We start from the raw sequence: 26,650 nt of genomic DNA, 5'->3' as shown, positions 1-26,650 counted from the left end.
CAATAGATCCCATGAACGCAGCCCCCACCAGCTTTTACTGGTATTACTTTCCGAAGCCACCGGCGGAGGAAGGATTGCGCTCACCCTGAAGAAAGCTTCAGACGCATTCCCGAAAGCCGCCAGCGAACCTGGCGGCTTTTTTCATGCCGCCACGCTGGGGACCCCCAACGTTCCGGAGATCTCCCGCAATGCCCCCGCACACCGACGACCTGCGTATCCGCACCATCGAACCGCTGACACCGCCTGCCCAGCTGCTGGCGATGCTGCCCTGTGACGATGAAGCCTCCGACACCGTCAGCGCCTCGCGCGCGGCCCTGCACCAGATCCTGCATGGCCGCGACGACCGCCTGGCAGTGGTGGTAGGCCCGTGCTCGATCCACGACCCGAAGGCCGCCATCGAGTACGCCCAGCGCCTGAAGCCGCTGCGCGACGCGCTGGCCGGCGAACTGGAAATCGTCATGCGCGTGTACTTCGAGAAGCCGCGCACCACGGTGGGCTGGAAGGGCCTGATCAACGATCCGGACCTGGACGGCAGCTTCAGGATCGACAAGGGCCTGCGCATCGCACGCGGCCTGCTGCGCGACATCAACAAGCTGGGCCTGCCGGCCGGTGTCGAGTTCCTTGACGTGATCTCGCCGCAGTACATCGCCGACCTGGTGGCATGGGGCGCGATCGGCGCACGCACCACTGAAAGCCAGGTGCATCGCGAGCTGGCCTCGGGGTTGTCGTGCCCGGTCGGCTTCAAGAACGGCACCGATGGCAACGTGAAGATCGCCGCTGACGCAGTGGGTGCGGCGTCCAATCCGCATCACTTCCTGTCGGTCACCAAGCAGGGCGGCACCGCCATCGTGTCGACCACCGGCAACCCGGATTGCCATGTGATCCTGCGCGGCGGCAAGCAGCCGAACTACGACGCAGGCAGTGTTGCCGAGGCCTGCCAGGTGTTGGCCAAGGCCAAGCTGCCGGCGCGCCTGATGATCGACGCCAGCCATGCCAACAGCCTGAAGAACCCGGAGAACCAGCCGAAGGTGATCGACGACATCGCCGTTCAGCTGGAAGACGGCGAACAGCGCATCGTTGGCGTGATGATCGAGAGCCATCTGGTCGGTGGCCGCCAGGAACTGGTGGAAGGCCAGCCGCTGGTCTACGGGCAGAGCATCACCGATGGCTGCATCGACTGGGACACCACCGTGACGGTGCTGGAGCGACTGGCCGCGGCCGTGCGTGCCCGTCGCGACGTAAAGGTGTCCGAAGCCGCTTGAGTGCGGCACGTGTGTGGATGGTGGCCAGCGCCTGCGGGGGTGCGGCCGCGATCAGGGCCGGTCGGAGTTGGAGACCGGCCCATCTGCACCGGCGATGCGCCTGGCGCTGCGCATGAGCGACAGCGCCAGGTACATCGCCGGGGTGGTGTGAGACGTAGATCCACGCCATGCGTGGATATCAGCGAGCCACACGGCAGGATTTCGGAAGAGTTGTATGGAGTCCTCCTGCGATTTCGGCCGAAGATGGGGTTCCTCGCCTGACTGGACCCCGCCGATGCGTGTTTTCCCGGATGACAACTTTCTGGATTCAGCTTGTCGGTCGATTTCCGGTGAAGCTGCCAAGGCGCTCGTGAGCTTGAAAGGCGGGCGAATCGCTGAAGATGCCGTATCTGTCATCGAAGACTGGTTTGAGCCGTCCCTCGAGAAGGCGCGCCTGCTGGCGGATCTTGATGAAAGAATCAGGATCCACAGCAGCGAAGGGGACCAGGGGCTGCTGCGGCCTGCGCTGAAGGCCCGGGCGGTGATCGCGGCATCTCCCGAGCCCGCGCCCGATGACTACGAGCCTTCATTCAAAGTAGTGCCTGCGACAACGCTAGGTGGCGACTGGAAATCCGACTGCGAGACCGACTGCGTGATTGTCGATGGTGATCTGATCGCAGACGGCACGCTGATACTGAACGATCTGAGCGAGACGCTCTGCGTGATCGTACTGGGGAGCCTCAGGGCCCGGAATCTCGACTGTGGTGGTTGGGTGTTCGTGCGTGATGAGCTGGAATGCGATCATCTGTACGCGTGCTCACTCAATGATGGGATTCTGTCCGTAGGTGGCAACATCACTGTTCAGACCTTCCTCGAGACCGGCACCTACACACAAGTGGCGGGGCACCTGACCGCTAGCTACCTCGGCAGCACCCACAACTCCATTGACGTGGAGGGCAAAGTGAACTGTCCAGGCTTCGAAAGACGGTCTGATAGCGACTACTTGTGCGAATGGATCGATCCTGTGTTGCTGGAAGCCGACGATTCCGACGGCGATTGGAGATGCGGACGCCAACGGTATCCGTCGGCTGACTATCCAGAGCGGATACGCGCGGGGGGCAGCCCCATGAAGTTCGTGCTCTAGATCTACGCCATGCGTGGATACCGCTCTTCTGTAGCGCCGGGCCATGCCCGGCGAACACGCCATCGTTCAATGCACTTCGTCGTGGTACACGAACTTCGGCATTTCCCAGCGGTAGTGGATCGCCAGCAGGCGCAGCGCGAAGCCGCCGCCGAGGCAGCACAGGATTGCGGTGGCATCGGCCACGCCCCAGTGCAGCAGCAACAGGTAGGCCGCGCCGGTCAGCAGCGCGATGATCGCGTACAGCTCCTTCTGGAAGATGAGTGGTACCTCGTTGCAGAGGATGTCGCGCAGCACGCCGCCGAACGCGCCGGTCAGCATGCCGGCAATCAGCACGATGGGCATCGCATGGCCGGCTTCGCGCGCGATCGAGCAGCCGATCAGGGTGAAGGCGATCAGGCCCAGGCCGTCGAGTACCAGGAAGGTGCGGCGGAAGTGGTGCATCCAACGTGCGACCCAGGTGGCGATCAGCGCCGCGCATACGGTGAAGCCCAGGTACTCGGGATGCTTCACCCAGCCCAGCGGATAGTGGCCGAGCAGGATGTCGCGCAGTGATCCGCCGCCGAGGGCGGTGACGCAGGCGATCATGACCACACCGAACAGGTCCATGCGGCGGCGGCCTGCGGACAGTGCGCCAGTCATGGCCTCGGCGGAAATGGCAATCAGGTAGATGATGGACAGCAGCATGGGACAGGCTCCGGGCGCGGTGGGGCCGGCCATGCGCGACTACCGCCACTGCCTGCGCAATGACGGGATGACGATGACCGGTGCCGCTCCCGCTGTCCTTTTGCCTGAGAGTTCAGCGGCGTAGGCCGCGTGCCCCTTCGGCGGATCGTCCCGGGCGTGCCCGGTGACCTCTCTCCAGCTCGGCGAGTCGAATGCATGGTTGGTGGGATTCCAGCCCACCGGCCTGAGCGATCATGGGAGCCTGCGCCTTCGGCGGGCGCCAGCGCGGCGCCTCTCTCCTGCATTCGGCCGCCAGTATATCCGCTGCAGTGCAGCACGGCATAATCCGGGCATGGCCCCGTCCCTCCGCCCTTGGTTCCTGTACCTGCTCGAATGCCGGGATGGCAGCTATTACGCCGGCATCAGCACCGACGTGGACGCGCGTTTCGCCGCCCACCAGGCCGGCAAGGGCGCGCGCTACACCCGGGCGCGGCCACCGCTGCGCGTGCTGGCCGTGCGCGAGTACCCGGACCGGGCCGCCGCCTCGCGGGCTGAGTGGCAGCTCAAGCAGCAGCCGCGCGAACGCAAGCTGGCCTGGCTGCAGGCACCGGATCCTGCGCTTCTGTAGAGTCGAGCCCACGCTCGGCTTTTGTTGCTGCTGCCTGATGGTGAAGCCGAGCATGGGCCCGGCTCTACAGTAGATCCACGCCATGCGTGGATGGGCGCTTCCAGCCATGCCATGATCGCCCAGCCCTCAGCGCTGGAGACCCGGATGTCCACGACCGCCCTGCTGTTCGCTCTCTCCGCAGCAACGAGCCCCGCCGCCGATCCGGCCACCCTCGCGGCCATCGAAGCCACCTGCCACGATTACGTCGACGGCCAGCTGGAGGCCGACCCGCAGCGCGTCGCCCGCTCCCTGCACCCGGACCTGGCCAAGCGCGCGGTCCTCGGCGATACGCCCGACGAACGCCTGGGCCTGCGCCGGATGTCGAAGGAAGAACTGGTCTCGCTGACGAAGCAGGGCGCGTTGAAGACCCCGAAGGATCAATGGGACCGCCGCTGCACGGTGCTGGACGTGACCGGCAACGCGGCGTCGGTGCGGCTGGAAACGCCGTGGTTTGTCGACTACTTCCACATGGGGCGCTTCGACCAGCGCTGGGTCATCGTCAACGCACTGTGGTACCCGAAACCGAAGGCGCCGTAGAGCCGAGCCCATGCTCGGCTTCTGCAAACCGCGCGAAGTGCAGCCGAGCATGGCTCGGCGCTACAGGAGCATACGTGCGGCCCTAGCGCTTCGGTCGCCGGTCGTCCTGGTCATCACCGAAGATGATGCGCGCGCTGCGCTGGTAGCTCCAGTACGCCACGGCCCAGTTCAGCAGCACCACGATGCGGTTGCGGAAGCCGATCAGGAAGAACACGTGCGCGGCCAGCCAGAACCACCACGCCAGCACACCGGACAGCTGCAGCCGGCCCAGGTGCACGATCGCAGCCATGCGGCCGATCGTGGCCAGGTTGCCGAAGTCTGCGTACTTGAACGGGCCGGGTTCGGGCTTGCCGTGCAGGCGCGCGCGGATCACCTCGGCCACGTACTTGCCCATCTGCTTGGCCGCGGGCGCCACGCCAGGCACCGGCTTGCCGTTGGCCTGGTTCAATACGGCCAGATCGCCAGCCACGAACAGTTCCGGGTGGCCAGACAGGGTGAGGTCGGGTTGCACCTGCACGCGCCCGGCGCGGTCCAGCGGCACCTCCAGCGTGCGCGCCAGCGGTGAAGCGGCCACACCGGCGGCCCACACCACCGTGCGTGCCGGCACGAACTGATCGCCGAGCCTGAAGCCCTGGCTGTCGATGTCGCTCACCGGGGTGCCGGTCAGCACTTCCACGCCCAGCTTTTCCAGCTGCCGGCGCGCCTTCAGCGAAAGCACTTCCGGGAACGAGGACAGTACGCGCGGCCCGGCTTCGACCAGCCGCACCTTGGCGCTGGCCGGGTCGATGTGGCGGAACTCGTTGCGCAGGGTATGGCGCGCGATCTCGGCCAGCGTGCCGGCCAGTTCGACGCCGGTAGGTCCACCGCCAACCACGGCGAAGCTCAACCATGCGGCCTTCTTCGCCGGGTCCGGTTCTGCTTCGGCGCGCTCGAACGCCAGCAGCAGCTTGCGGCGCAGCGCGATGGCATCGTCCAGCGTCTTCAGCCCGGGCGCATCATCGGCCCATTGGTCGTTGCCGAAGTAGGCGTGGGTGGCGCCGGTGGCCAGCAGCAGGCTGTCGTAGTCCAGCGTGCTGCCATCGGCCATGCGGATCTGCCGGGCCTGCTTGTCGATGGCCACCACTTCGCCGAGGCGGACTTCCACATTGCGCTGGTGGCCGAGGATGTGGCGCAGCGGTGCGGCGATATCCGGGGCGGACAGGCCGGCGGTGGCCACCTGGTACAGCAGCGGCTGGAAGAGGTGATGGTTGCGGCGGTCGACCAGGGTGATGCGTATGCGCTCGCGGGCCAGGGCGCGGGTGGCCCAGAGACCGGCAAAACCGCCGCCGACAACAACCAGGTGGGGAACGCGCTCGCGACTCATCGACTTACTCCAGTGGGGGCATTGGGGGAAGCGCCTGGCATCTTCGCATGATGGCCCCCTGTCACGTCAGCGCCCGCGTGGATCGGCGATACTCGGGTTCAGGCAACGGCCCGTGAGGAGCCCATGAGCGAACCGGAAAAGCGCATCGCCCTGTTGATCGACGCCGACAACGCGCCGGCCTCGAAGATCGACGAGGTCCTGGCCGAAGTCGCCCGCTACGGTGTGGCCAACGTGCGCCGCGCCTATGGCAACTGGAAGAGTCCGCGGTTGAAGGGCTGGGAGGCGGTGCTGCACGAGTACGCGATCCGCCCGATCCAGCAGTTCGCCTACAGCAAGGGCAAGAATGCCTCGGACATGGCGATGGTGATCGACGCCATGGATCTGCTGTACGCGCGCAACCTCGATGGTTTCGCCATCGTCTCCAGCGATGCCGATTTCACCCCGATGGTGATGCGCCTGCTGACCGATGGCGTGAAGGTGTATGGTTTTGGCGAGAAGAAAACGCCGGAACCGTTCGTCAACGCGTGCTCGAAGTTCACCTATCTGGAAGCGCTGGGCCAGACCCACGCCAGCGTGCCGGATACCGAACAGGCCTCCAGCGAACAGGCCTCGAACGAGCCGGTAGCCAACGACGATGCGCGGCCGCGCAAGAGCGGTGCGGAGATGCGCAGCGACACACGGCTGGTGAAGATGCTGCGCCGCGCGGTCTCCTCGGCCGAGGGCGAGGATGGCTGGTCGCATCTGGGGCCGGTTGGCAGCCAGATCGGCAACCAGGCTTCGTTCGATCCGCGCAACTACGGTTACGGCAAGCTCAGTGATCTGCTGGCAGCGATCGGGCTGTTCGAGCTGAAGAAGGACGGCAAGTCATCCTACGTGCGCGCGCTGCCGAAGAAGAACCGGTAGTGCCGGCCGCTGGCCGGCAACGCCGGATGCAAGATCCCGCATCCGGCACGCACACACCCCACCCGATCAGGCGTATCGTTGCCGCTCGCATTGCCAGCAAGGAAAAACCCGCATGTTGAAGATCTGGGGCCGCCGCAATTCCAGTAACGTCCGCAAGGTGCTGTGGTGCGCCGAGGAGATCGGCCTGCCGTATGAATCCATCGAAGTTGGTGGCAGCCACGGCGGCACGCAGACGCCGGAGTACCAGGCGATGAATCCCAACAGCCTGGTGCCGGTGATCGAAGACCACGGCCTGCCGCTGTGGGAATCGAACGCCATCGTGCGCTACCTGAGCGCACGCTACGCATTGGGCACGCTGTACGCCGAAGACCCGATGGAGCGTGCCCAGGCCGAGAAATGGATGGACTGGAGCACCTCGCGCATGGCGCCGCTGTACACCGACCTGATCTGGGGCATCATGCGCACCGCCCCGGCCGACCGTGACGAATCGCGCATCAATGCCGCCATCGTGCGTGCCGGTGACTACCTGGCGATGGCCGATGCCACGCTGGCCAAACAGCCGTGGCTGTCGGGTGAGAAATTCGCGATGGGTGACATCCCGCTGGGCTCGCTGATCTATGCCTGGTTCGAACTGCCGATCCAGCGCCCGGAACTGCCGCACCTGGCCGACTGGTATGCGCGCCTGCGCGAGCGGCCGGCCTACCAGCGCGGCGTGATGTCGCCGCTGACGTAAGCGGGGACGGGTCTTTTCCTGGAAAGAGAAGCAGCCGAGCATGGCTCGGCTCTACCGTAGTGCCGAGCCATGCCCGGCAGCACCGACCGGATCAATACAGGTCCGTCGGATCCACATCCAGCGACCAGCGCACTTTGCGTGCTTCCGGCAGCGCATACAGCTGCGGAACCAGTTGCCCGAGCACGCCGTGCAATGGCGGCCGCTGCACGGCAGACAGCAGCAGTTGCGTGCGCTGGTAACCGGCCCGCCGCGGCATCGGCGCCGGCATCGGCCCATACGCCTCCACCACGTTCTGCTCGCCCAGCAGCTGCCGCGCTGCCAGCAGGAATGCATTGGCATGCTCCACCTGCTGCGCCTCGGCGCGCATCAGTGCCAGATGCGCGAACGGCGGGAATCCGGCGGCCTGTCGCTGGTTCAACTCGGCCTGCGCGAACGGGTGGTAGCCACCACTCACCAGGGTTTCCAGCAACGGGTGCCCGGGGTGATGGGTCTGCAGCCAGACCTCGCCGGGATCACGTGCACGGCCCGCACGGCCCGCCACCTGGATCAGCTGCTGCGCCAGCTTCTCGCTGGCGCGGAAATCGGCCGAGAACAGGCCCTCGTCGATGCCGACCACCACTACCAGGGTCAGCTTCGGCAGGTCGTGGCCCTTGGCCAGGATCTGCGTGCCGACCAGGATGCCGGGCTGGTCGCCCAGCTTCGCCAGCTGCTGTTCCAGCGCGTCACGTCGCGACGTGGTACCCCGGTCGATGCGCACCACAGGGACGTCGGCGAAGGCCGCGGTGAGATGCTCTTCCAGGCGTTCGGTACCGATGCCCTGCGGCTGCAGCGCCAGGCTGCCGCAGGCCGGGCATGCCAGCGGCGCCGGTTGCCGTGCGCCGCAGTGATGGCACTGCAGGCGACGGCCGCCGCCATGCACGGTCATCGGTGCATCGCAGCGGTTGCACGGCGCGGTCCAGCCGCAGTCGTGGCACAGCAATACCGGCGCGTAGCCACGGCGGTTCTTGAACACCAGCACCTGCTGGCCGCGCTGCAGGTGCTCGCCGATGCCGGCCAGCACATCAGCCGAGAGGCCATCGTGGAGCGGCCGCTTGCGCACATCGAGGATGCGCACGCGCGGTGGCCGTGCATCACCGGCACGCTGCTTCAGGCGCAGGTGGGTGTAGCGCCCGGCATAGGCGTTGTGCAGCGTTTCCAGCGAAGGGGTGGCACTGCCGAGCAGCACCGGAATGCCCAGCGCCTTGGCGCGCACCAGAGCGAAATCGCGCGCGTGATAGCGGATGCCGTCCTGCTGCTTGTAGCTGCCGTCGTGTTCCTCGTCGATGATCAGCAGCCCGGCCTGCGGCAATGGCGTGAACACCGCCGAGCGGGTGCCGACGATGACCCGTGCCTCGCCACGCGAAGCCGCAGCCCAGACGCGCGCGCGCTCGTTGTCGTTCAACCCCGAATGCAGTGCATGCACGGCGATGCCGAGGCGGCCGCGGAAGCGTGCCAGGGTCTGCGGGGTCAGGCCGATTTCCGGCACCAGCACCAGCGCCTGCCTGCCCTGTGCCAGGCAGTGGATGATGGCCTGCAGGTAGACCTCGGTCTTGCCGCTGCCGGTCACGCCATCCAGCAGGAAGGGTTGGAAGCCTTCAGCGGCGTTGATCGCGGCCACGGCCTCGGCCTGGTCCGGGTTGAGCGTGGGGCCGGGCGGTGGCTGCGCATGCTGCGGTGCCACCGTCATCGCCACGCGCTCGGCCAGCGCACGCTTGGCCAGGCTGCGCGCGGCGGTCCGCCAGTCCTCCATGCGTTCGCCCAGCACGTCCTCGTCCACGACGGCTTCGGCCAGCAGTTCTGCCAACTGTCGCGGGCGGCTGCCGGCGCGCAGCTTCCCGCGCTGGGCATGGCCTTCGGGGGTCAGCTGCCAGCCCCAGTGATGGGTGTCAGGCAGGGTGTCGCCATGGCGCAGTGGGCCGGGCAGGGCGGTGCTGAGTACTTCGCCCAGCGGTGCGTGGGTGTAACGCGCCAGCCATTGCAGGCTCTGCCACAGCTCCCCCTGCAGCAGCGGCTGCGGGTCGCACCAGGCCAACGCCTGGCGCAGTCCCTGGCCGTCGTCGGTCTGGCCGTGCCCCACCACCACCCCGACCAGCTCGCGGTTGCCGAACGGCACCTTCAGGCGGCAGCCGACCGCAACCGTGGGGCCATCGCCCTCCGGCGACAGGTAGTCGAACAGGCGAGGCAGGGGGACGGGCAGGGCGACCTGCAGGGTCGGAATCGGTGAAAGCATCGGGCCAGTGTACCGGGCCATGCGCGCGCGAATGGCGGGGTGGGAGACGGCGGAGCGGCGCCCGTTGAATCATAAATGTCACCTAAATATCGGTGTCCATTGGAGATTCAGGCTTATCCACATGTTCTGTGGATAACGTTGTGCGTTACCGGTCGACGGGAACGCAGGAGGCCGATGGCGACGAGCTCACGCTTGGGTTGGTCAAAAAATCGCCATACTTAAAAAGAATTCAAAATCAAGGACTTAAGTGTGAAACATTGCTGAAACAGAGTGAATTCAGCTGCACGCCGCAGTTTCCCGCGCCGGGAGCGTGGTGCTGTGCACAACCTGCAGCACGAAGTATCCGTGGGCGCAAGTCCTACGGGCGTCGATTGCCTGCCGCTATCATTCCCCCAGACCTTTGGAGTGACCGATGACGGCTGTGCCCGCCCCTGTTTCCTCGACCGCGGCCGGCGCGCTGTCGGCGTTCCTGCGTGGCGTCGAGCGCCGCGCCCTGGTGGTGGCTGAGCTGCAGTGCGGCGATGCCGCGCGTGCCGAGCAGACCCTGGTGGCGGTGATGCGTGCCTTTGCCGCGGTCGCCAGTGACCTGCCGATGGCGCAGTGGCCGACCCGCTTCTGGACCCTGCTGGGCCAGCGCCAGGCGCTGCGCGAGCCGGTGGGCGGCCAGTGGGAACCGCCGCTGGCCGCGCTGGGCGAGATGGGACCGTTGCCGCGCCTGGCGCTGTTGCTGCGGGTGGGCGGCAGCCTGGATGAAGGTATCGCCATGCGCGTGCTTGACCAGGATGAAGCCGGCTACCAGCACCTGCTGGCCGAGGCCTGCCCGCGTGACGCGCACGGCCAACCCGATGCCTCGGCCTGGCGCCAGCTGGCCGAACAGGTGCAGTTGCGCATCCGCGACCTGCCCGCCAAACGCCTGCAGCAGCTGCAGCAGCCGGCCGCGCCGGCGGCCAACAATGAAGCCCCGACCTCCGGCTGGCGTGCGCCGCAGCGTGAAGATCGCACGGCTGCCAATCGCAAGCGCCGCCGTTCGAACGCAAAGCCGCGCTGGCGCGGTCCATTGATCCTGCTGGTGACCGTGGTTGTGCTGTTGGCAGCCGCGCTGGGCTGGCGCTATTGGCAGGGCCATTCGTCTGGCAGCGACGCACCGCTGCCGGACGGCGTGGTCGGTGAGGCGGGCCCCGTCACGGTGGAAGCACTGCCGCCAAGCAAGGTCAACGCCACGCCGGACGCGACCCCTGCGCAGGCTACGGACGACGCCACCATGCTGGCCGACCGCGACTATCCGCTGGTGGCCGATGCTGATCTGTATGCGTGGACCGCTGCTGGCGGCCCGCTGCCGGTGGACGAATCACAATCCAAGCCGAGCCGGCCCGAGCCGGCCAGTGCCACGCTGGAAACCGCTGCCGCCGATGAATAAGACCCTGCTCGCCAGCCTGCTGCTGACCCTGCCGTTGTCGCTGTCCGCCGCGCCGCAGACCTTGAACGTGCCGCTGCCGCCGCCAGTGCCGGGCAGTTCACCGGCGGCTACGGCCCCGGCCACCACAAGCACGACACCCGCCGCGTTCGCCCAGCTTGACGCCCCGCAGCAGCGCCAGCGTCGGGCCGATTACGCGGCCTGGCGCGCCCTGCCGGAGGGCGAGCGCGAGCGGATCCGTCAGGCCGCTGCGCGATTCAATGCACTGCCAGCCGACCAGCAGCAGCGCCTGCGCCAGCAGTTCCAGGCGCAGGACCAGGCGTTCCGCGATGGCTGGCGGTTGGGCCCGCAGCTGGGCCTGGAGTTCCCCAAGCTGCACGGCCTGTTCGGGTTCGTGCCGCCGCAACAGCGCGAGGCCGCGCTGGCCGTGCTGCGCCAGCTCAGCCCGGCGCAGCTGGCCCAGCTCACCCTGGTCGCGCAGCGCACGCCGCCGCAGGAGCGCGACACGGTTCGCAGCGCGTTCCTCGCGGTGCCGGCCGCCGAGCGCGACACCTGGCTCAAGCGCCAGGCGGGTCAGTAAACAAAGGGGACGGAGGGGATTAAGTCGTATTCGGCACAGTCGGGCTGGAAACGACTTAATCCCCTCCGTCCCCTTTCCTGTTCGTAACGCGATCGCAACGCGTGATGCTGGGGCCTGCCGGAACCCAGCATTCACGCCATGTCATGGGAATGCGCGCGCTGCACGCGTAAGATGACCGGCCGCAACCCGGTGCCTGTGCCCTTCGCGCGCAACCGCAGTTCGCGTCAAGCACCTTATGTCTACTGCAACCTCCACGCCGCGCTTCAGCAAGGAAGTCGGCGCCACCGGTCTGCTCGCCCTGCCGCTTGTGCTCGGGCATGTATCCACCGGTCTGATCTCCTTCGTCGACAACGTCATTGCCGGCCACCACGCCACCGCGACCCTGGCCGCGGTGACCATCGGCACGGCGCTGTTGTGGCTGCCGATGCTGATCCCGATCGGCACCCTGATCTCGCTCACGGCCTCGGTGTCGCAGCTGCATGGCGCCGGCCGCGAGCGCGAGATCGGCCCGCTGTTCCGCCAGGCACTGTGGCTGGCGTTGGGCCTGGGCCTGATCATGTTCACCTTCCTCACCGTGGTGCCGCCGCTGCTGCCGGCCTTCGGCATCGCGCCGGACATCGTGCCGGGCGCCACCGCGTTCCTGCATGCGGTGCGTTGGGGCGGCCCGGCGCTGACCCTGTATTTCTGCATGCGCTATCTGAGCGAGGGCATGCACTGGACGTTGCCGACCATGCTGCTCGGCTTCGGCGGCCTGCTGGTGCTGGCGCCGATGGGCTACGTGCTGGCCAACGGCAAGCTGGGCTTCCCGGAAATGGGTGCCGAGGGCCTGGGCATCGCCTCGGCGGTGATGATGTGGCTGCAGGCGATCGCCTTCGCCACCTACCTGTGGTTCACCAAGCGCTTCGCCCACCTGCAGCTGTTCTCGCACTTCGAAGGGCCGCGCTGGAAGGCGATCTGGGATCTGCTGCGCACCGGCCTGCCGATCGGCATCACCGTGCTGATGGAGGGCGGCCTGTTCATCGTCACCGCGCTGCTGATCGGCCGCCTCGGTGCCAATGAAGCGGCCGCGCACCAGATCGCGATCAACGTGGCGCAGCTGTGCTTCATGATCCCGATGGGCGTGGCCGAAGCCACCACCGTGCGGGTCGGCCATGCAGTCGGCCGTGGCGATGGCTTCGGCGTGCGCCGTGCGGCGTGGGCTGGCTACGCGATCATCATGGGCACGCAGACGTTGTCGGCGGCGGTCCTGCTGTTCGGCCACGATGCCATCGTCGGTGTCTACACCAACGACCTGGCGGTGGCCGGCCTGGCCTCCACCCTGCTGCTGTACGCGGCCACCTTCCAGTTCCCGGATGGCATCCAGGTACTGTCCGCCGGCGCACTGCGCGGCCTGAAGGACACCCGCGTGCCGATGTTCATCGCCATGTTCGCGTACTGGGGCCTGGGCATGCCGCTCGGCGCCGGGCTCGGCCTGGGGCTGGGCATGGGCCCGCAGGGCATGTGGATCGGCCTGATCGTCGGACTGACCGCCGCCGCCATCCTGATGGGCTGGCGCCTGCGGCGCAGCAGCCTGCGCATCGGCCAGTCCGTACTGTCCTGATTTGCCCCGCCCGCCGCGATGACCCGTGGCGGGCGATCCCCTGACTTGTGTCCGATGCCGCATCACGCGGCACCGGCTATGCTGGCACCACGGCAAGAAGCCATCCGGAGCGTTCCATGAATCAACCCGTGCCCCCGTTGCCCCCGGCGCGTCGCAACCCCGTCGCCAGTTTCTTCATCGGGCTGTGGGACGTCATGAACTTCACCCGCCGGTTGATCCTCAACCTGGTGTTCTTCGGCCTGCTGTTCCTGCTGCTGGTGATGTTCGTCATCGCTGCCGGCATGGGCGCCGGTGCCAGCAAATCGCTGCAGGACCGCACCACCCTGGTGATCGCGCCGGAAGGCCGCCTGGTCGAGCAGTTCAGCGCTGATCCAGTCAGCCGTGCGCTGGCCAAGGCGGTGGGCGACAACGGTGCCGAAGAGATCCAGCTGCGCGACCTGCTGCGGGTGATCGAGTCGGCCAAGGAAGACAAGAAGATCGAACGCGTGGTGCTGGAGCTGGACAAGCTGCAGCCGTCGGGCTTCGCCTCGCTGCGTGAAGTCGCCGCCGCACTGCAGGACCTGCGCGCCTCCGGCAAGCAGCTGGTGGCTTACAGCGAGAGCATGGGCCAGTCGCAGTACCTGCTGGCCGCGCAGGCCGACGAGGTCTACCTGGATCCGATGGGGTCGGTGGTGCTCGAGGGCCTGGGCCGCTACCGGCAGTATTTCCGCTCCGGCCTGCAGGACAAGCTGGGCGTGGACGTGCACCTGTTCAAGGTGGGCGAGTACAAGTCCGCGGCCGAGCCGTACGTGCTCGATGCTGCGTCGCCGGCCTCCAAGGAAGCCGACCTGTTCTGGATGAACGACGTGTGGCAGCGCTACCTGGGCGACATCGCCAAGGCCCGTCGCCTGGACCCGGCACAGCTGGCCGCCGGCATCGACACGCTGCCGGAAGGCATCGCCGCTGCCGGTGGTGACCTGGCCAAGTTCGCCCTGCAGCAGAAGCTGGTGACTTCACTGAAGACCCGCGAGGAATTCGAGGATCTGATGATCGAGCGCGGCGTGGCCGACGACGATGCCGACGGTGGTTTCCGCAACGTCGACTTCGGCACCTACCTGGGCCAGCTTGATGCGCGCCGCAACCCGGTCGACAACCGTCCGCAGGTGGCGGTGGTGGTGGCCGCCGGCGAAATCAGCGGCGGCGATCTCCCGGCCGGCCGCATCGGTGGCGAATCGACCTCGGCGCTGCTGCGTGCCGCGCGTGACGATGAGAACGTGAAGTCCGTGGTGCTGCGTGTCAATTCGCCGGGTGGTGAAGTGTTCGCCTCCGAGCAGATCCGCCGTGAAGTGGTGGCCCTGCAGGCCGCCGGCAAGCCGGTGGTGGTGTCGATGGGCGACCTGGCCGCCTCCGGTGGCTACTGGATCAGCATGAACGCCGATCGCATCTATGCCGATCCGTCGACCATCACCGGTTCGATCGGCATCTTCGGCATGGTGCCGAACTTCAGCCGCGCGCTGGACAAGATCGGCGTGCACACCGATGGTGTCGGCACCACCCGTTTCGCCGGGGCGTTCGATGTCACCCGCCCGATGGATCCGGCTGTGGGCCAGGTCATCCAGTCGGTGATCAACAAGGGTTACGCCGACTTCACCGGTCGCGTCGCCGACGCCCGCAAGAAGCCGGTCGAGGCCGTCGACGAAGTGGCCCGTGGCCGCGTGTGGAGCGGTGCGCAGGCAAAGGAACGTGGCCTGGTCGATGCCTTCGGTGGCTTGAAGGATGCCGTGGCCGATGCCGCCAGCCGCGCCAAGCTGGGCAAGGCCGATGCCTATCGCGTGCGCTACATCGAGAAGGCGGCAACGCCGTTCGCGCAGTTCGTCAGCGGTTTCGCCGGCAGCCGTGCCGGTGCCTGGATGCTGTCCGACTCGGGCATGGCGCGGATGGTGCTGGCGCGCACGATGCCGGAAGTGGATACGCAGCTGCGCTTTGTCGAGAACGCGGCCCGCGAGAAGGGCAACGGCACGCCGGTGAAGGCGCTGGCGTACTGCTTCTGCGGGTTCTAACCGGAAGCCATCCACGCATGGCGTGGATCGACTGGAAACGCCCGGCCTTGGCCGGGCGTTTTCGTTCGCGGGGTTACTGCGTGGCGTCAGCGTCGGCCTTGCGCTCGCTCGCAGCAGCGTCATCGACGGTTTTCTGCACGCGCTTGGCGCGGTCCAGTGGCTGCTGGATCGCACGGGCCATGGCCTGCGGTTCCGGCGGCTTCTCCGGATTCGGCGTGGGCGGGCGCTGGCAAGCGGACAGCAGCACGGTGGCCAGCAGGGACGTGGACAGGATCAGGATGCGCATGGCGGCACTCCGTGATGGGCGTGCGGGCAGTGTCGCATCCTCGGCAGGGGGCGGCCGTGAGCGCGTATCCTTGCCGCATCGAAACACAGCGGGCGCGGCCCCGGAGAGCACATGACCCAGCAACGGTGGCGCCTGGACGGCCAGACCGCCCTGATCACCGGCGCCAGCGCCGGCATCGGCCTTGCCATCGCGCATGAACTGGCCGGCTTCGGCGCCGATCTGATGATCGTCGGCCGTGATATCGACATGCTGGAGACGGCGCGCGACGAACTGCTGGACGTGTATCCGCAGATGCAGGTGCATGCACTGGCTGCCGATGTCTCCGACGACGAGGACCGCCGCCAGATCCTGGACTGGGTGGAGGACCACAGCGATGGCCTGCACATCCTGGTCAACAACGCCGGCGGCAACGTCACCAAGGCGGCCACGGAGTATTCCGAGGATGAATGGCGGAAGATCTTCGAGACCAACCTGTTCTCGGCATTCGAGCTGTCGCGCTACGCGCATCCGTTGCTGGCCCGCCACGCGTCGTCGTCCATCGTCAACGTCGGCAGCGTGTCCGGCCTGACCCATGTGCGCAGCGGCGTGGTCTACGGCATGACCAAGGCGGCGATGCACCAGATGACCCGCAACCTGGCCGTCGAGTGGGCCGAGGATGGCATCCGGGTCAACGCGGTGGCGCCGTGGTACATCCGCACGCGGCGCACGTCCGGGCCGTTGGCGGACCCGGACTACTACGAGGAAGTGATCAACCGCACCCCCATGCGCCGCATCGGCGAGCCGGAGGAAGTGGCTGCAGCCGTGGGCTTCCTGTGCCTGCCGGCGGCCAGCTATGTCACCGGCGAGTGCATCGCGGTGGATGGTGGATTCCTGCGCTACGGGTTCTGATCGCTCTGCTGTAGAGCCGAGCCCTTGCTCGGCTGCACTCCGCCAACGGCAGCCGAGCCTGGCTCGGCTCTACAACAGATCCACCCCTTGGGCAGGTGCGGCCATGCCGCCGCTGTCACCCCGGTACCGGGCAGTTGCTGGCTTCGAGCACGTCCTGCAGCCGCTTGCGTTCACCGCGCGCGGTATCGCGGTTCTCCGGCGCGGCAAAGCGCTCACGGCCGCGGGCATCGCGGAATCGCTGCTGCCAACCACCGCAGCGCTGCGCTTCGGGAAGCGCTTCGCAGTGGTCGCGCACCACTTCACAGCTGGCGGCATTCACCGGCGTCACTCCACCAAGGCCCTGTACCGTCATCAGCTCGCAGCGGCCGGGCGCGGCCTCGTACTCGTACAGGTAGCCGCCGCCCTGGCTGTCGGTGCACTGGAAGATCGGAGGAAGCGGCGGCTTCGGTGGACCGTCACCTGCGGTGGCGCGGGCTTCGGCATCGCGCCGCAGCGTCGCGCTGTCGAGGATCTGGTCGTCTCCTTCGTGTTCGACCATGCCTGCTTCCATGATCGTGCGTCCTTCATCCGCGCGTCGTGGTTTCGCTGGGGCCGCAGGGGCAACGGCCGCTCCGGCCGGCACCGGCGCGGGTGTTTCGACAGGGGCGGGTGCAGGTTCGGCCGCCACAGGTGCAGCGGCGGCCGGCTGCGAGTTGGCCGGGTCGGGTATGCGCAGCACCTGCTGCTTGCTGCCGGTGGGGCACGGCGTGCGCTGCAGGGTAGGGACGTCACTGCTGCTGGAGGTACAGCGGTAGATCACGCCCTCTTCGGCCAACGCGCTTTCAGGCAGCAGCACCAGAAGCAGCCAGATCACTCGGTTCATGCGCACAGCGTACAGGCTGCGACGGCCTGCTGCGCTCAGCGTTCGCAATCGCGCGACAGGCGCGCATCGATGCCGCGCTGTTCGTTGCTGATGGCGGTGCGTTCACTCTGCAGTGCGCTGTTGTAACGGCGATCCAGCTCCCAGCGGCGGTCACTCAGTCGCGCGCAGACTTCCTGCGGCGGCAACGCATGGCAGCTGTCGCGAACCAGCACGCTGCCGGCCGGGACCTGCACGCCCATGCCGATCGAGGGAGGGCGATAACCCGCGCCTTCGCCGATCGGCGTGCCGATGGCCGGGCGCGGACCCGGGTAGGCCGGGCCCCGATGGCCGTGTGGCAGCCAGACACTGGTCCACAGCGGCACCCAGCGCGGATTGCCTTCGTTGTTGTCGCTGGTATAGCGGCGTCCATCCTCGCTCACGCATTCGTACATCGGCTGCGGCGGCTGGATGTAGACGTGGCGGACTTCGCGCTCGCGGATGACCGGGGGTTCGCTGGGCGGCGGAGGCGTGGCATCACTGCGTACCACCCGTGGAGCGGGATCGCGCGGGCGCTGCAGGTCGCGTACCTGCTGGCGGCCGCTGTTGCAGGGCGTGTCCTGCAGGGCAACGGCGCCGTTGCTGGCAACGCAGCGGTACACCCGCACGTCCTCGGCCCCGGCGGCGGACGACGTCCACGGCAGCAGCAGGCACAGGCTGAAGGTGGCGCGGAGCAGGCTCATGGCGGCAGCGTGCGTGATTGTCCGCGGCAGTGCAATCGGCAGCTCAGGAGCGCAGCACGTTGCCGCTGAGCGCGTCGCGTATGGGGGTGGGTTGGGCCAGGCCACCGGTCTGTCCGTCAAGGATGCCGTCAAGCAGGCGCAGCAGGCGGGGATCCAGCTCTTCGCGGCTGCGCGCCGGTGGTTCGCCGGCCAGATTGGCGCTGGTGGAGACCAGCGGGCCACCCCAGGCGCGGCAGAGTTCGGCCACCAGCGGGTGTGCGCTGATGCGCACCGCAATCCCGCTGTGTTCGCCGGTGACCCAGGGCTGCGCGCGCGGGCCGGCGGGCAGGATCCAGGTGTTGGCGCCGGGCCAGCTGGCCAGTACTGCGCGCTGGCGGGCGTCGGGCAGCGCCTGCAGGCGCACCCAGCCTTCCAGCTGCGCCAGCTCGGCCGCGACCAGGATCATGCCTTTTTCGATCGGGCGCTGCTTCAGCCGCAGCACCATGTGCACCGCAGCTTCGTGCGAGGGATCACAGCCCAGGCCCCAGACCGCTTCGGTCGGGTAGGCGATCACGCCGCCCGCGCGGAGCGTGGCGACAGCAGAGTCCAGGGTGAGTTCTTTCATGGCGGCGACCGGCCCGGCGTGGGCCTTCATTATCCCCCGGCTGCGTGCAGAAGGGGTGGTCGGCGCGGACGGTAGGTGCGGACCGTTGGTCCGCACACCTTGCCCCTCATCCACGCACGGCGTGGATCTACTTCTTTGCAGCGGCCTTCTTCGCCGGGGCCTTCTTGGCGGCGGCCTTCTTTACTGCTTTCTTGGCCGGGGCCTTCTTGGCAGGCGCTTTCTTTGCAGCGGCCTTCTTTGGCGCCGCTTCCTTCTTCACCGCTGCTTTCTTGGCCGGGGCCTTCTTCGCGGCGGCCTTCTTGGCGCCAAAGCCCTTGCGCACCGGCTTGCCGGTTTCTTCCATCAGCTGCTGCACTTCGGCCAGGGTCAGCGATGCCGGCTCGCGATCCTTGGGGATCTTGCCGTTCATCTTGCCGTCGCTGATGTACGGGCCGAAACGGCCGTTCAGCACCTGGATGTCGCTGCCCTCGAATTCCTTGATGATCCGGTTGCGCGCGATCTCTTCCTTCTCTTCGATCAGGAACACGGCGCGGGCCAGGTCGATGGTGTACGGGTCGTCTTCCTTCTTCAGCGAGGCATAGGTGCTGCCGCGCTTGGCAAACGGGCCGAAGCGGCCGATGCCGACGCTGACCGGCTCGCCCTTGTCCTCACCCAGCGCGCGCGGCATCAGGAACAGCTCCAGCGCGTCTTCCAGGGAGATGGTGTGCATCGACTGGCCGGGGCGCAGCGAGGCGAACTTGGGCTTTTCTTCGGCATCTTCGGCGGTGCTGCCGATGGCGGCGTACGGCCCGAAGCGGCCCAGGCGCACACTGACCGGCTTGCCGGTCTTCGGGTCGGTGCCGAGCTCGCGCGCGCCACTGGCCTCGGCACGGTCGACCGATTCCTTCTTGTCTTCCACCAGCTCCTTGAACGGCTCCCAGAAGCGGGCCATCAGCGGGATCCACTCTTCTTCGCCACGCGAGACGGCGTCGAGCTCGTCTTCGAGCTTGGCGGTGAAGTCGTAGTCCACGTACCGGGTGAAGTGGCTGGACAGGAACTTGGACACTGCGCGGCCGACGTCGGACGGGCGGAAGCTGCGGCCTTCCATTTCCACGTACTTGCGGAACAGCAGGGTCTGGATGATCGAAGCGTAGGTCGAGGGACGGCCGATGCCGTACTCTTCCAGCGCCTTCACCAGCGCCGCTTCGGTGTAGCGCGGCGGCGGCTGGGTGAAATGCTGTTCGGCCTGGATGCGTTCCAGCGGCACGCGGTCGCCGGGCTTCATCGCCGGCAGCTTGCGGCCTTCGTCCTCGTCCTCGGCGCTCTTGTTGTCCTTGCCTTCTTCGTACACGGCCAGGAAGCCGGGCACCACCACGGTGGTGCCGCTGGCACGGAACACGTGCTCGCTGCCGGCCGAGAGGTCGACGCTGACGGTGTTGAGCGTGGCCGGGATCATCTGGCAGGCCACCGCACGCTTCCAGATCAGCTCGTACAGGCGGCGCTCGTCGTCGGTGAGGAAGCGTGCGACCTGGGCCGGCGTGCGCAGCGCCGAGGTCGGGCGCACCGCTTCGTGCGCTTCCTGGGCGTTCTTGGACTTGGTCTGGTAGGTGTTCGGCTGGTCCGGCAGCGAGGCGATGCCGTAGTCGCGGGCGATCACATCGCGGATCTCGGCCAGCGCGTCCTGCGACAGGTTCACCGAGTCGGTACGCATGTACGAGATCAGGCCGACGGTGCCTTCGTCGCCGATGGCCACGCCTTCATACAGCTTCTGCGCCACCTGCATGGTCTTGCGGGTGGTGAAGCCGAGCTTGCGTGAGGCTTCCTGCTGCAGGGTGGAGGTGGTGAACGGCGGCGCCGGGCGGCGCTTGCGCTCCTTGCTGGCCACATCGGTGACATGCAGCGAGCCCTGCGCGGCCTGCTGGATGCGCATGCGCGCTGCTTCAGCGGTGTCGCCATCGGTGATGGTGAACTGCTCGAACTTCTGCCCGTCCAGCTTGATCAGCTTGGCGTTGAAGTGCTGCGACGGGTGTGCGCACTCGGCGGCGATCGACCAGTATTCGCGGGCGATGAAGGCTTCGATCTCTTCCTCGCGCTCGACGATCATGCGCAGTGCCGGGCTCTGCACGCGGCCGGCGGACAGGCCGCGCTGGACCTTGCGCCACAGCACCGGCGACAGGTTGAAGCCGACCAGGTAGTCCAGCGCGCGGCGCGCCTGCTGGGCATCGACCAGGTCGCTGGCGATCGCGCGCGGCTGGCTGATCGCTTCCTTGATGGCGCGCGGGGTGATCTCGGTGAACACCACGCGCTGCATCGGCTTGTCCTTGACCAGCCCGCGTTCCTTCAGGATTTCGGCGATGTGCCAGCTGATCGCCTCACCCTCGCGATCCGGGTCGGTGGCCAGCAGGATGTCGTCGGCGCCCTTGGCGGCCTTGGCGATCGCATCGACGTGCTTCTCGTTCTTGTCGATCACGTCGTAGTGCATGGCGAACCCGTTGTCCGGGTCGACCGCGCCTTCCTTCGGGATCAGGTCGCGCACGTGCCCATACGAGGCCAGGACCGTGTAGTCCTTGCCGAGGTATTTGTTGATCGTCTTGGCCTTGGCCGGCGATTCGACGATGAGCAGGTGCTTGGGCATGTCAGGAAAGGTCTGTGGGCGGACCGGGGGAGAGGGGCCGCTAGGGTGGAGCAAACGGCCGCATTAGTGAAGCGGCCACGGGCAAATCCATAAACTGAACGCCCGGTAATGTGCCGGGCGTTCAGGTTTCACCTTATTAGAGGAATCACGCCCGGCCAGCCCATGTCAAGCAGCCAGGCGTGAGGATGGCCGTTCATGAGGCCATCTTGGCGATGAAGCCGACCGCGAACACCAGCAGGACCAGGCCCGCCAGCGACAGCAGGCCGGTCAGCACGAGCACCAGCACGGTCACCGTGCCCAGCTCGCGGCGCTGCAGCTGCGGCTGGTCGGTGTAGGCCCAGCGGTCGACTACCAGGGTGTCGCAGATCATGTCGTGCAGGCCCTGCTTGCGCTCGGTGAAGGCCGCCATCAGGAAACCGATGCCGAGGGTGAAGCTGCTCAGCAGCATGGCCCAGTAGCGGCCAAATGCGCGCGCCTTGGTCAGGCGCTCGCCGTTGCCGCGCACGACCTTGATGCCGACCGCCATCTTGCCCAGCGTGGCGCCGCCCTGCGAGGCGTGGAACCAGGTGTAGTAGGCCATGCCGATGCAGAGGTTGATCAGGGCACTGGCCAGCTGCGCCACGATCTCGATGGCCGATTCGCCACTGCCCACCGCGCCCATGCTGGCGCCGAGGATCGCACCGAGGATGGCACCGATGATGCTGCCGGGGATGACCAGCACGAAGTAGTCGATCATGTAGGCCGCCACGCGCTTCCAGAAGCCCGCGTAGACCACTTCACCGCCAACCACCGGCTGTGCGTGGCCACCGCCGCCGGCGGCGGCTGGAGCGCTGTATGGCGAGCTGCTGAGTGCGCCGGTGCCGGGCAGCGGGGCGCTGCCGTTGTCGATGGCGGCATAGTCGCCACGCAGGTCGAAGCCGCCGCTGCTGGTGGCAGTGCTGGCATCGGCCAGCGTCTGCAGGCCGAGCTCGTCGACCACCTGGCGCAGTGCAGCCCACTGGGCCATGCCCTCGCGCCAGACCAGGGTGTCCAGGTTGAGCTGGCCACGCTGGAAGCGCTGGCGGATCTCCTGGACCGGCAGCGGGCCCTGGCGTTGCTGTCCTTCGGCGTAGTACCACTCAGTCATTGCATGTTCCCTGTTGAATCATCCTTGGAGGTGCTGGCGTGCGCGTGGCTCAGCCGCGGCACGACGGCGGCAGGTACTTGTCGTTGCTTTCGCCACTGCATTCCCAGCGGCCGCTGTCGCGATCGTATTCCAGCCACAGCAGGTCGCCATCGAGGCTCTTGCCGGGCAGCGCCAGGGTGGCTTCGATGCCACAGTGGCCGTTGTTGAAGCGACCGATGTTCACCGCCGACAGCCCTGCATGGGCGAAGTCACCCGGGGCCGGGAAGCCGGCGTCGTTGGCACCGGGGCAACGGCCTTCGTCATCGGCGAAATGCTGCACCTGGTCCTTCAACGGCTGCAGTGCGGTCACTGCGCCGGCGACCTTGGCGCGCACGGTGTAGTCGTTGTAGGCAGGCAGCGCGATGGCGGCCAGGATGGCCACGATCGGTACCAGCACCAGCAGCAGGCCGCCGCCGATGATGGCGGTCAGTGCGCAACCGGACAGCTTCTTCTTCGGCGCCGGCAGGGCGGTGGCCGATGCACTGGTGGTGTAGGGGGTGGACGGCGGCAGTACCGGCGGCTGCGGCGGAGGCGGTGCCACCGGTTCCGGTTCGGGCTCGGGTTCCACGGGTGGCGTGGCAGCGTCCAGCGCCGGCACGATCAGGCCGAGTTCGTCGACCACGGTGCGCAACGGCTGCCATTGCGGCAGGCCGTCGCGCCAGACCAGGGTGTCCAGGGAGATCTGGTTGTTGCGGAACAACTCGACCAACTGTTCCGCTGGCAGCGGACCCTGCTGCCGGTTGCCTTCTGCATGGAACCACTCGCTCACGGGGACGCTCCTGAATGCGCTATGCCCCCAAGTGTACGGTCAGTGCAGGGGTTCTGGCTCGTCCATGAACATCTGCGTCTCCATCCAGGCATACGCCGCCTCGGAGCCAGGCTGGTTGAACAGCACCATCAGTACGACCCACTTCAGGTCGTCCAGGTCCAGTTCGTCCTGGTCCAGGGCCATCGCCCGGTCCAGCACCAGCTCGCGCTGGTCGGCGTCGAGGATGCCGTGCTGTTCCAGGTACAGCAGGAAGCCGCGGCATTCCACGTCCAGCTTGTCCAGCTCGGGACCGTGGTAGACGCGCACGGGGCCATCGACCCGTGCCTGGGCCACGCTCGGCCGCTGCGCGGCCAGGGCATCGAGCCAGTCGAATGCCTTGTTGATCTCGGTTGGGCTGAAACCGGCCTGGATCAGGCCGTTCTGGAGCGAATCGCGGTCACGGATCAGGTCCGCATCTTCGCTGAAATAGTGTTCAAACAGGTACAGCAGTACGTCCAGGATGCTCTCTTTCATTGCCCCTCGGCCTGCGTCGCGCGACGCTGTGGAGGTGAAGAAACTAGGGAGTTCGACAGTAGCGGCCGTGTACGCACACCACGATTCCCGCCAGTTCCATGGCCAGCAGCATGGAGGACACCTGGGGCGCCGTCAATCCACAGCGCGTGATCAGTGAATCCATACTGCTTGGGTTGTGGTCCAGGGCCCGCCACAAGCACTGGTAGTCAGGGTCGTCGGCCCAGCGCGCCGGCAGGAGTACCGGCGGTGCCTGTTCAGTGGGGGTGGCCAACCGTGATTGCAAGCCCGGCAGCTGCTGGCGGAGGGCGGGGGCCAGCAGTTCCAGGACCTCCTCCGGGCGCTCGACCAATGCAGCACCCTCACGGATCAGCCGATGGCAGCCCGCCGCGCGTGGATTGAGCACCGAGCCGGGCAGGGCGCAGACCTCGCGGCCGGCTTCGGCAGCCAGGCGTGCGGTGATCAGGGCGCCGGAGCGCTGGGCGGCCTCGACCACCACCGTCGCCAGTGCCAGCCCGGCCACCAGCCGGTTGCGGGCGGGAAAGTGGCCGGGGCGTGCCGGCGTGCCTGGCAGGTACTCGCTGAGCACCGCGCCTTCGGTAGCGATCCGGGCCTGCAGGCGGGCGTGGCTGTCCGGGTAGGCCCGGTCCGGGCCGGTGCCGATGACCGCCACGGTGCAACCACCGGCGTCGAGTGTCGCCTGGTGGGCGGCGGCGTCGATGCCCGCCGCCAGGCCGCTGGTCACCGTCAGTCCGGCTTCGACGAAACAGCCGGCAAAGCGGGCTGCCAGCGCGCGTCCGCCCGGCGTTGGCGAGCGGCTGCCGACCAGCGCCACCGACGGGCGCCAGGCCAGGCTGGGGTCACCGGCGATGAACAGCGCAAGGGGTGGGTTGGGGACATTCAGCAGGGCCGGGGGGAATGCCGGATCGGTGAAGGCCAGCAGGTGCTGGTTGTCGTCTTCCAGCCAGCGCCGTGCCACGGCCGAGGCCCGGGCGTCCGGGCGTTCCAGTGCGGCGCACTGCTCTGGCGTGCAGCCGTGGGCGCGCCAGTTCGCGGTGCCCTGCGCGATCGCGATTTCCGCATTGCCTGCGGCCTCCAGCAGCGCCCGACGTGGTGCCAGCGCGCCGCCTGCCATCAACAGGCGCAGCAGCGCCTCGTCAGTTGGGTTGGTCATCCCCCCACTATCGAGCGCATACAACAAAGGCGCCCTAGGGCGCCTTCGCATGTGGCTGTCAGACTTTGCCGGAGGTGCCTGCCCGCCAGAGGCCGGCACTACACGCAGTGGCCGGGCCGCCTGGCGATGGCTACTTCGCGTCCGGGTGCAGTGCGTTGAACCCCACGCGCACCGGCTTCACGCCCTGCATCACCAGCGCGTAGCTGACGTTGTCGAAGGTACGGAACACCATGGCGTGCGCGGCGTATTCGTCCGGCAGCGAGACCCGGCCTGCGCCGGTGCTGAGCGAATCGTCCATGCGCGACGAGGTCGGGTACTTCATGCGGTGCGCCACGTGGCGGCCTGGGCGCCACAACGAGAACACGGTGCCGTTGTCCACGCCCTGCGCGCGGCCTGCCGAGATCGCGATCACATCGCGCGGGCCGGCGGCGGTGAACATGTCGGTGACGGCCAGCACGCGCACGTCGACGCCCTCCACACCGGCGGCCGGGACATGGGGAATGAACTGCAGGTCGTACGGCTTGGCCTCGACCGGGACCAGGCGGTCGCCGGCACGCACCTCGCGGCCGCCCTCGTTCTTGTCCAGCACCAGGGTGGACGCCTCGACCTTGCCGCCGGCGACATGGGTGATGGTGCCGGTGGCGACCTGGGCCAGCTCATAGCCGAGCACGCCGCGGCGGTGGTTGGGGGCGTTGTAGGCCCGCCACAGGTTGCCGCTGCCCGGGGTGACGTCGCCGTTGGCGGTCAGGTCCTCGGTCGGCTTGGGCTGGGCATAGCGCACGGTCGGGCGGACCACGGCCCAGCGCTGGCCCAGCTGGGCGTCAGCCAGGCGTACGTACACCGCGCTGCCGCTGGTGACGCGCAGGCGTTCTTCCTCCAGGCCGGCCACGTAGGGCAGCTGCTCGATGCTGTCGACCACGCTCAGCTGCTTCAGGAACGGCTCGACCTGGGCCAGCGGAATGGCATCGATCGGGGCTTCCTGGCGCGGGCCGGGCTTGGCAGCGACGGTCACCCGGTCCAGATAGGCCAGGCTGAGCACGTCACCGGGATAGATCAGGTGCGGATTGGCGATCTGCGGATTGGCCTGCCAGATCTCCGGCCACAGCCACGGCTTCTGCAGGAAACGTGCGGCGATATCCCACAACGTATCCCCTTTTCGGACCACATAGGTGTCCGGGTGCCCGCCATTCACTTCCACGGCGGTAGCATAGGCAGCCACGGTCAGCATCGCCGCGGCGACGACCGTACGAAAACGAAGCAACATAGGTGTGAAGCCCTGATTCCCCAACAGGTTCGCGCACTATAGTCCAGAAACCGGGGCGCAAGGCAAGCGTTGGAGCTAGAATCTGCGACGTATGCCGGCGTGCCGGCCCCCTATCCGGAAACAGCCATGGCCCTTCTCCCCATTCTCGAGTTCCCCGATCCGCGCCTGCGTACCAAGGCTGCGTTGATCGAAGCCGCCGAAGTCACCACGCCGGCCTTCCAGGAACTGATCGACAACATGTTCCTGACCATGTACGACGCCCCGGGCATCGGCCTGGCCGCCACCCAGGTGGACGTGCACAAGCGCTTCATGGTCATCGACGTCAGCGAAGAAAAGAATGAACCGCATGTGTTCATCAACCCGGAAATCGTCGCCAAGGACGGGGGCCGGGTGTACCAGGAAGGCTGCCTGTCGGTTCCGGGCATCTTCGCTGACGTCACCCGTGCCGATACCATCACCGTGAAGTACCTGGACCGCAACGGCCAGGAACAGCAGATGGAAGCCGGCGAAGTGCTGGCCACCTGCATCCAGCATGAGATGGATCACCTGGACGGCAAGCTGTTCATCGACTATCTGTCGCCGCTCAAGCGCGAGATGGTGCGCAAGAAGCTGGCCAAGCAGCGCAAGCACGTGGCGTGATCG

General features: G+C 67.4%; 25 protein-coding genes and 2 riboswitches. Of the genes, 12 read left to right on the top strand and 13 right to left on the bottom strand.

The window, feature by feature from the left end:
* Positions 1–188 precede the first annotated feature (188 nt).
* Positions 189–1,262 carry a 3-deoxy-7-phosphoheptulonate synthase gene (locus tag AC5P6E_RS02675; protein WP_010481143.1) on the top strand — a complete coding sequence of 358 codons (1,074 nt, stop codon included), beginning with the start codon at positions 189–191 and terminating at the stop codon, positions 1,260–1,262.
* A 274-nt stretch (positions 1,263–1,536) separates the two neighbouring features.
* On the top strand, positions 1,537–2,385 hold the full coding sequence (locus AC5P6E_RS02670; RefSeq protein ID WP_109815013.1) for a hypothetical protein: 849 nt from the start codon (positions 1,537–1,539) through the stop codon (positions 2,383–2,385).
* A gap of 66 nt (positions 2,386–2,451) precedes the next feature.
* On the opposite strand, the gene AC5P6E_RS02665 is transcribed toward AC5P6E_RS02670, so the two are convergent.
* Positions 2,452–3,069, bottom strand: coding sequence for a trimeric intracellular cation channel family protein (locus tag AC5P6E_RS02665; RefSeq protein ID WP_005411215.1), 618 nt, complete (start codon positions 3,067–3,069; stop codon positions 2,452–2,454).
* Between the two features lie 84 nt (positions 3,070–3,153).
* Positions 3,154–3,257: riboswitch (glycine riboswitch) on the bottom strand.
* A 13-nt stretch (positions 3,258–3,270) separates the two neighbouring features.
* A riboswitch (glycine riboswitch) is annotated at positions 3,271–3,360 on the bottom strand.
* 40 nt (positions 3,361–3,400) lie between these two features.
* Here AC5P6E_RS02665 and AC5P6E_RS02660 point away from each other — a divergent pair.
* Both AC5P6E_RS02660 and AC5P6E_RS02655 read left to right on the top strand, forming a co-directional pair.
* The gene (locus tag AC5P6E_RS02660) at positions 3,401–3,676 is read left to right on the top strand and encodes a GIY-YIG nuclease family protein (RefSeq protein WP_012481382.1); all 276 of its coding nucleotides are present in this window, start codon (positions 3,401–3,403) and stop codon (positions 3,674–3,676) included.
* A gap of 144 nt (positions 3,677–3,820) precedes the next feature.
* Positions 3,821–4,252: a nuclear transport factor 2 family protein gene (locus AC5P6E_RS02655; protein ID WP_049480212.1), complete on the top strand. Its 432-nt coding sequence runs from the start codon at positions 3,821–3,823 to the stop codon at positions 4,250–4,252.
* An 82-nt stretch (positions 4,253–4,334) separates the two neighbouring features.
* On the opposite strand, the gene AC5P6E_RS02650 is transcribed toward AC5P6E_RS02655, so the two are convergent.
* Positions 4,335–5,615: an NAD(P)/FAD-dependent oxidoreductase gene (locus tag AC5P6E_RS02650; protein ID WP_049452933.1), complete on the bottom strand. Its 1,281-nt coding sequence runs from the start codon at positions 5,613–5,615 to the stop codon at positions 4,335–4,337.
* 123 nt (positions 5,616–5,738) lie between these two features.
* On the opposite strand from AC5P6E_RS02650, the gene AC5P6E_RS02645 reads away from it, so the two are divergent.
* Entirely contained in the window at positions 5,739–6,518 is a 780-nt protein-coding gene (locus AC5P6E_RS02645; RefSeq protein ID WP_010481148.1) for an NYN domain-containing protein, read from the top strand.
* A 112-nt stretch (positions 6,519–6,630) separates the two neighbouring features.
* Positions 6,631–7,251: a glutathione S-transferase family protein gene (locus tag AC5P6E_RS02640; protein ID WP_010481150.1), complete on the top strand. Its 621-nt coding sequence runs from the start codon at positions 6,631–6,633 to the stop codon at positions 7,249–7,251.
* A 91-nt stretch (positions 7,252–7,342) separates the two neighbouring features.
* Here the strand turns inward: AC5P6E_RS02640 and AC5P6E_RS02635 are convergent, their stop codons facing one another.
* Positions 7,343–9,520, bottom strand: a complete 2,178-nt coding sequence (locus AC5P6E_RS02635; protein WP_329835041.1) for a primosomal protein N' — start codon at positions 9,518–9,520, stop codon at positions 7,343–7,345.
* Positions 9,521–9,932: 412 nt separating this feature from the next.
* Here AC5P6E_RS02635 and AC5P6E_RS02630 point away from each other — a divergent pair, with 412 nt between their 5' ends.
* The 4 genes from AC5P6E_RS02630 to sppA all read left to right on the top strand — a co-directional run bounded on the left by AC5P6E_RS02630 (position 9,933) and on the right by sppA (position 15,153).
* On the top strand, positions 9,933–10,937 hold the full coding sequence (locus AC5P6E_RS02630) for a hypothetical protein (RefSeq protein WP_019338931.1): 1,005 nt from the start codon (positions 9,933–9,935) through the stop codon (positions 10,935–10,937).
* Entirely contained in the window at positions 10,930–11,514 is a 585-nt protein-coding gene (locus tag AC5P6E_RS02625) for a DUF3106 domain-containing protein (RefSeq protein ID WP_019338930.1), read from the top strand. Before AC5P6E_RS02630 ends, AC5P6E_RS02625 begins: the two co-directional genes overlap by 8 nt.
* A 235-nt stretch (positions 11,515–11,749) precedes the next feature.
* Positions 11,750–13,114: an MATE family efflux transporter gene (locus AC5P6E_RS02620; RefSeq protein WP_010481157.1), complete on the top strand. Its 1,365-nt coding sequence runs from the start codon at positions 11,750–11,752 to the stop codon at positions 13,112–13,114.
* Between the two features lie 116 nt (positions 13,115–13,230).
* Entirely contained in the window at positions 13,231–15,153 is a 1,923-nt protein-coding gene (sppA, locus tag AC5P6E_RS02615; RefSeq protein WP_019338929.1) for a signal peptide peptidase SppA, read from the top strand.
* Between the two features lie 73 nt (positions 15,154–15,226).
* Here the strand turns inward: sppA and AC5P6E_RS02610 are convergent, their stop codons facing one another.
* The gene (locus AC5P6E_RS02610) at positions 15,227–15,439 is read right to left on the bottom strand and encodes a hypothetical protein (RefSeq protein ID WP_019338928.1); all 213 of its coding nucleotides are present in this window, start codon (positions 15,437–15,439) and stop codon (positions 15,227–15,229) included.
* 111 nt (positions 15,440–15,550) lie between these two features.
* On the opposite strand from AC5P6E_RS02610, the gene AC5P6E_RS02605 reads away from it, so the two are divergent.
* Positions 15,551–16,327, top strand: coding sequence for an SDR family oxidoreductase (locus tag AC5P6E_RS02605; protein WP_010481164.1), 777 nt, complete (start codon positions 15,551–15,553; stop codon positions 16,325–16,327).
* 115 nt (positions 16,328–16,442) lie between these two features.
* On the opposite strand, the gene AC5P6E_RS02600 is transcribed toward AC5P6E_RS02605, so the two are convergent.
* From AC5P6E_RS02600 to AC5P6E_RS02560, 9 genes are all read right to left on the bottom strand, one after another.
* A complete protein-coding gene (locus tag AC5P6E_RS02600; RefSeq protein WP_029550904.1) occupies positions 16,443–17,189 on the bottom strand; it encodes a hypothetical protein in 747 nt (248 codons plus the stop codon).
* 35 nt (positions 17,190–17,224) lie between these two features.
* Complete coding sequence (locus AC5P6E_RS02595) at positions 17,225–17,908, bottom strand: DUF4124 domain-containing protein (RefSeq protein WP_019338926.1); 684 nt, start codon at positions 17,906–17,908, stop codon at positions 17,225–17,227.
* 43 nt (positions 17,909–17,951) lie between these two features.
* Positions 17,952–18,542, bottom strand: a complete 591-nt coding sequence (gene tsaC, locus AC5P6E_RS02590; RefSeq protein WP_019338925.1) for an L-threonylcarbamoyladenylate synthase type 1 TsaC — start codon at positions 18,540–18,542, stop codon at positions 17,952–17,954.
* 97 nt (positions 18,543–18,639) lie between these two features.
* Complete coding sequence (locus tag AC5P6E_RS02585) at positions 18,640–21,126, bottom strand: DNA topoisomerase I (protein ID WP_019338924.1); 2,487 nt, start codon at positions 21,124–21,126, stop codon at positions 18,640–18,642.
* A 193-nt stretch (positions 21,127–21,319) separates the two neighbouring features.
* Positions 21,320–22,252: an RDD family protein gene (locus AC5P6E_RS02580; protein ID WP_019338923.1), complete on the bottom strand. Its 933-nt coding sequence runs from the start codon at positions 22,250–22,252 to the stop codon at positions 21,320–21,322.
* 49 nt (positions 22,253–22,301) lie between these two features.
* Entirely contained in the window at positions 22,302–23,060 is a 759-nt protein-coding gene (locus AC5P6E_RS02575) for a pilin (RefSeq protein ID WP_019338922.1), read from the bottom strand.
* 39 nt (positions 23,061–23,099) lie between these two features.
* Complete coding sequence (locus tag AC5P6E_RS02570) at positions 23,100–23,573, bottom strand: DUF494 family protein (RefSeq protein WP_005411195.1); 474 nt, start codon at positions 23,571–23,573, stop codon at positions 23,100–23,102.
* Positions 23,574–23,616: 43 nt separating this feature from the next.
* Entirely contained in the window at positions 23,617–24,744 is a 1,128-nt protein-coding gene (gene dprA, locus AC5P6E_RS02565) for a DNA-processing protein DprA (protein ID WP_312719554.1), read from the bottom strand.
* A 130-nt stretch (positions 24,745–24,874) separates the two neighbouring features.
* On the bottom strand, positions 24,875–26,008 hold the full coding sequence (locus AC5P6E_RS02560; protein ID WP_010481176.1) for a LysM peptidoglycan-binding domain-containing protein: 1,134 nt from the start codon (positions 26,006–26,008) through the stop codon (positions 24,875–24,877).
* Between the two features lie 126 nt (positions 26,009–26,134).
* On the opposite strand from AC5P6E_RS02560, the gene def reads away from it, so the two are divergent.
* Positions 26,135–26,647 carry a peptide deformylase gene (def, locus tag AC5P6E_RS02555; protein WP_010481177.1) on the top strand — a complete coding sequence of 171 codons (513 nt, stop codon included), beginning with the start codon at positions 26,135–26,137 and terminating at the stop codon, positions 26,645–26,647.
* Positions 26,648–26,650 lie beyond the last annotated feature (3 nt).

It is taken from the genome of Stenotrophomonas sp. YJH_SMC_16 (assembly GCF_059367875.1).
Note: the sequence above shows the minus strand (reverse complement) of the source record. Positions and strands in the feature narration are given on the sequence as shown.